This window comes from Flavihumibacter sp. CACIAM 22H1, from assembly GCF_001601815.1.
Lineage (GTDB): Bacteria > Bacteroidota > Bacteroidia > Chitinophagales > Chitinophagaceae > Flavihumibacter.
Window position 1 is genome coordinate 116268 of record NZ_LUKG01000003.1, and the last position, 5146, is coordinate 121413.

A 5146-nucleotide genomic window follows, 5' to 3' on the forward strand; every position below is an offset into this window, starting at 1 on the left:
CGAACTGGCGATCGCCGCCGCCGCGCACTATGCGGTCGTCGATCAGCCTGCGGCGCGCGAGCCCGGCTCCAACGCCCACGCCATCGGTCCCGACCACAGCCTGACCGCCATGGCCCGCTATCTCAACAATCGCGCCGGCTCGATCTACGGCGGCTCGAACGAGATCCAGCGGGACATCATGGCCCGCCTGGTCCTGGGGCTGTAGGCGCCCGCCGCGTCAACCGCCCTACAAAACCGGCGAGCAGAGCGCCCGCAAGCGATCCATACCGAGGAAGCCCCGATGACCGCCGTCCGATTTCGACCATTCAAATACTTCTTGTGCAATTCGTTTACCATAGGCTATTGATCGATTTACTACTGCCTCATCCTTCCATGCACTACGATACCTGGCCAACATAGCCCATTCCAGTGAATCAACCCGCTTTTTATTTGCATCGCCCGTCTGAATATACAGTAAGCGCAGAATTTCTGCCTGGCCGGCATTTAATGCCAATGGCCAGGAATAACTTAACCCGGGTTCCGGAGCAGCAAGGGGTCCCAAACCATTTAACTGAGTTGCCACCGAAACGTGCGACCCAGTACCCTGTACGATGGATTCATACATGGTAAGACCGATATAACCAAATGCACGGGATGCAAACGTAGGAGAGTTGGACGGAGTGGTTTGGGTAATAGAGGTGGTTAGTTCAGCCCATGCCACTGCCAACTCATAATCAGCGGCAACAGGTTGTACTGGCTGCCTGCAGCTACAACAAAACAGGCCCAGAAGCAGCACCAGGCCTGCCATAACATGTTTGTTTGCAGAGATCCGGCTCATTTTTTTTGCTTGTTAAAGCGGTAGGTTTTAAGCGGGCTGCGGGCAATACCAAACAATAGCTTATCATTCAGCGCAAGTACAGACCGTATTTCCCCCTTGAGTTCCAACCCGGATTCAAGCGGTGGAATCCATTTAAACTGTCCCTTTCCATCACCCTGTAAAAGAGTGCCATAATTTGCATCCATTTTACCCAACCTGATTTTTGCCTGGCTGGTATTACCTGCCAACAACAGATCCAGTTTTCCATCACCGTTAAAATCAAAAGAATGAATGGCATATACCGGCGAGCACTGAACCTGCTGCGGCAGCGGAACTTTTGTCAGTTTACCATCGGGCCCGCTTAAAAACAGCAGAGTAGCTGTTTCTGTAGCGGTTAATTTACCGGCTGTATTTAATTCATTACCTGTGAAAAGCTCATCCAGGGAAATAGTTGAATAACTTTTAAAAGTAGAAAAACGTTTACGCATAGACGGTAGTTGTCCGATCAACTCATCGCGCGTAACATACGGATACGATTTACCCTGGATATAAAAACTGAAAATGGGATCGATAGAACCATTTTTATCAAAATCGGCAAAATGCAGGGTAGCTGGTTCTTTTTCACTGGCACGGATCTGAGAATTTAAACCCAGATTCCCGGCAACCAGATCGGGCTTACCATCTGCATTAAAATCTGCCACTTCCACTACATTCCAGAATCCTGTTGGTGCATCCGGCAAAAATACCTCGGTACGGTCTGCCAGCTGTCCATTTTCATTTTGAAAGATGCGAATCGGCATCCACTCCCCGGCCAGTATCAGTTCATTTTTTTTATCGCCATTCAGGTCGGCCCATACCGCATCGGTAACCATTCCTATACGTTCCAACGCCGGGGCAATTTTTTGGGTGGCAATTTGAAAATTTCCCCGGCCATCATTCAATAACAGGGTTGATCTTGGTGGTTCGGGGTACCGACCCGGTACTACCCTTCCTCCTACAAAAAGATCCGGAGCACCATCTGCGTTTATATCATCCACCGCAATACAGGAACTGGCAGATCTGAAATCAGGTAACCCGGCCGATCGGGTAAACTGATTTTTACCGTTGTTGATATACAATCGATCCTGCAACAGTATATCCGCCGTGTCCAGGGAATGATAACCTCCACTGGCAATATAAATATCCGCATATCCGTCGCCATTTGCATCAAATACTGCAATAGCTGCATCCTGGTATAATTTATCTGCTTCAAATGCGGGAACTACCTGTTTAACAAACTGACCGTTGGACTGTTGCAGGTAGAGACTGGTGGCAATACCTTTGGCTCCACCTACCAGCAGGTCTTGTTTTCCATCTTTATTGATATCCGCTTTTTCAAGACAAACCAGGTCATTGGAAAACTGGTGCAACAAAAGAGATTGCCGATTAAAATCATTGATGTTGCTATCACTGAATGGTATGCTTACCGGGTTTTCCGTTACTTTCAGCCAGGGTGTTACAAAAACCGTTTTGCTGGTAGCTTTGCCTGCATTTTTTTCTTCTACTACCAGGGTTTGATTAGAAGGCAGCTGTTCAAAGCGCTGCACTTTTCCACTGCTCCAGGTAATGATCAATGAATCTGATACAGTATGGCTGCCGGTTCCAAAATGCTGTATAAAACTGACATTGGACAAATACCCTCTTGCCGGATATTGTTCCTGCAATTGAACCTGACCATCCTTGTATAATTCCAGTTTAGCGCCAATACCCTGTGTATTGGGTGCTTCACCCACCAGCTTAACCTGCAGGTAGTTATTCAGTTTTTTTTCAGCGCTGGTATTTTTATAAATAAATGCGGGCTGGTTAATATTATTAACTACCAGGTCCAGGTCGCCGTCATTATCAAGGTCGGCATAGGCCGCACCGTTGCTATTAGACACCCTGTTCAAACCCCAGGCTTCTGTAGTATTTGTAAAAGAGGTTTCTCCGGTATTATGAAACATATAATTCATAACATTAGAAGAAGGCATTTCTTTAATAATAGTCATGACATCTTCACGCTGCAGGCGGCCTTTCTGCTGAATGTATTCATTCATGTAATGAATAAAATCAAGGTTGGTAAAATCTTTCAGATAGCCATTGGTTATATGCAGGTCTTTCCAGCCATCGTTATCGAAATCGGCCAGTAAGGCAGACCAGCTCCAGTCGGTATTGGAAACCCCGGCTTGTTGCCCGATTTCGCTGAAACTGCCGTTGCCATTATTCAGTTGCAGCATATTTCGCATATACTGATAGTAAAAACCGTTGTTCAGGTTAATGGAAAATTTTTCATAGTTGTCGGGAGCCATTAATAATTTTTGCCGCCGGTTGTCCTCCGGCAACATATCCAACGTAAAGAGGTCCGTATGTCCGTCATTGTTTATATCGGCAACATCATTTCCCATAGAAAACTGGCTGATATGCCCCATAGATGCTTCCAGCTGATTACTGAAGCCGCCTTTTTTATTGTTTATGTATAAAAAATCTGGCACGGCATAATCATTGGAAACATAGAAATCTGCCCAGCCATCCCGGTTAAAATCGGCTATCCCAATACCCAGGCCATAACAAAGTTCGGAGCCGTTGATGCCGGCTTCAACTGTTATATCTTCAAATTTTCCGGCATCCTGCCGAAAAAGGCGTATTCCTTTTTCCGGATCATCCTGTTGCAACAGCTGTTTGGTCTGTACGGCATTTAATATAGGCAGGTTTTTAGGATTATGGTTCATCAGAAGCATATCCAGATCGCCGTCAAGATCGTAATCAAAAAAATAAGATTGGTTACTGAAACCAGTATGGGCCAGTCCGTAAGCGGCGGCCTGTTCGTCAAACTGTGGTATTCCTGCAGGTGAATTACCCTTGTTAATGAATAACTGATTTTTTCTTTTTTCTGCAGGCATGGCGCCTGAATAACACAAGTAAATATCCAGTCGGCCATCGCCATTGATATCTACTGCATTAACGCCTGATTTCCAGGGGCCCGAACGGCCCCCTGCCATAGAAGCCAGGGTAATATCTTCAAAAGTCCAGTTCCCTTTATTCAGGTAGAATTTATTTTCTCCCATGTTGGAACTGAAATAAAGATCTACCAGTCCGTCGTTATTAAAATCACCTGTAGCTATTCCTGCTCCATTATAAAAATATTCATACAGGAGAATATTGGTATTCAGTCCTTCTGTAAGTGAATTTTCAAAAGCAATACCGGTTTGTTCAGCAGGCAATAAGCTGAAAAGCTGATTTGTTTCGGTGGGCTTTGTTTGGCTTTCCTGTTCTTTACAGGAAGGCAGGCAGAGCAGGCAAAGCAGCAGGGGAATATAAAGGAGCAGCTTCATGTGATGGAGGTATATAAAAAGAATCTATCCCAATTTAGGAATAGATTCTTTTACGGGAACATTGCCGGTTATCAATATCCGGGATTCTGAACCAGTTTATCGTTCCGGTTCATTTCATCGCGCAGGATGGGGCGGAAATACATTTTATCCTCCCATTTTCTCCGCTCATTTTCATTGTTATCAACCACAGTATAGGTATAGTTATACCTGGTTTTGTCGTGCCGGTAAGGAACATGTGGCGTTGCACCTGCTTTGATGGTACCATTTACCAAAATACTCTTAATGCCTCTTCCAACAGTTTCGGCGGGTATCATCCATCTTCTTGCATCGTGATAACGATGTTCTTCATATACCAGTTCTATACGACGTTCATTCCGGTACCGGTTAACCAGGTCCTGCCCTGCATCGTTTATGGCAGGCATACCAGCTCTGAACCGGATCCTGTTCAGCCATAACCGGGCGTCTGCTTCTTCGCCCAATGCTAAACAGGCTTCGATATAATTGAATACAATTTCCGTATACCGGATAAACGGCCAGGGTATCAATTGAAAATTCGACTGGTTATCGGGTAATGCCGGATTGGGATCAATGAATTTACGGGTATAATAATGGGTTCTGGTACCATTCCAGTTTTCTACCGGTGAAGAGCGGGTATCTATTCCATTAATGGTTGCGCCTCCATTATTATAATAACCTGTTTGAATCTGACTAACGGGGTCCAGTCCTATAACATCAGAAGGACGTGGTTTCCAGTCTGCACCATCATAAAGTATGGTTGCATAAAAGCGGGGATCACGGCCGGTGTACGGATCGGCTTTTTGTGCAGGTGTATTCCAGTCAAATTTTGAGCCGTCCATCATTTCATAATCATCCACCAGTTGTTGAATTGGGGTATTACCACCCCAGTTATGGTACCCGTTTGGACCATTGTTGATTCCATAGTGCAAGCCGCCTAATGGCCACTGACTTTCCTGCGTGTACAGGCCGGAGAGCGTACGAT

General features: G+C 45.7%; 3 protein-coding genes and 1 pseudogene. 1 reads left to right on the plus strand and 3 read right to left on the minus strand.

The features are described 5' to 3' along the window. Positions 1-205: pseudogene (locus A1D16_RS01810) on the plus strand (hypothetical protein); the annotation flags it as partial. Positions 206-226: 21 nt separating this feature from the next. On the opposite strand, the gene A1D16_RS01815 reads toward A1D16_RS01810, so the two are convergent. The 3 genes from A1D16_RS01815 to A1D16_RS01825 all read right to left on the minus strand — a co-directional run. Beyond that, positions 227-817: a hypothetical protein gene (locus tag A1D16_RS01815; RefSeq protein WP_290707189.1), complete on the minus strand. Its 591-nt coding sequence runs from the start codon at positions 815-817 to the stop codon at positions 227-229. Next, positions 814-4146 (minus strand): VCBS repeat-containing protein, encoded by a 3333-nt coding sequence (locus A1D16_RS01820; RefSeq protein WP_290707190.1) that lies wholly within the window; start codon positions 4144-4146, stop codon positions 814-816. Before A1D16_RS01820 ends, A1D16_RS01815 begins: the two co-directional genes overlap by 4 nt. Positions 4147-4217: 71 nt before the next feature. Continuing rightward, positions 4218-5146: RagB/SusD family nutrient uptake outer membrane protein (locus A1D16_RS01825; RefSeq protein WP_290707191.1), on the minus strand; the 929-nt coding region annotated here is incomplete at its 5' end.

Coding starts and splice junctions, on each gene's coding strand:
- A1D16_RS01815 (WP_290707189.1), bottom strand. CDS start 817: ATGAGCCGGATCTCTGCAAACAAACATGTTATGGCAGGCCTGGTGCTG.
- A1D16_RS01820 (WP_290707190.1), bottom strand. CDS start 4,146: ATGAAGCTGCTCCTTTATATTCCCCTGCTGCTTTGCCTGCTCTGCCTG.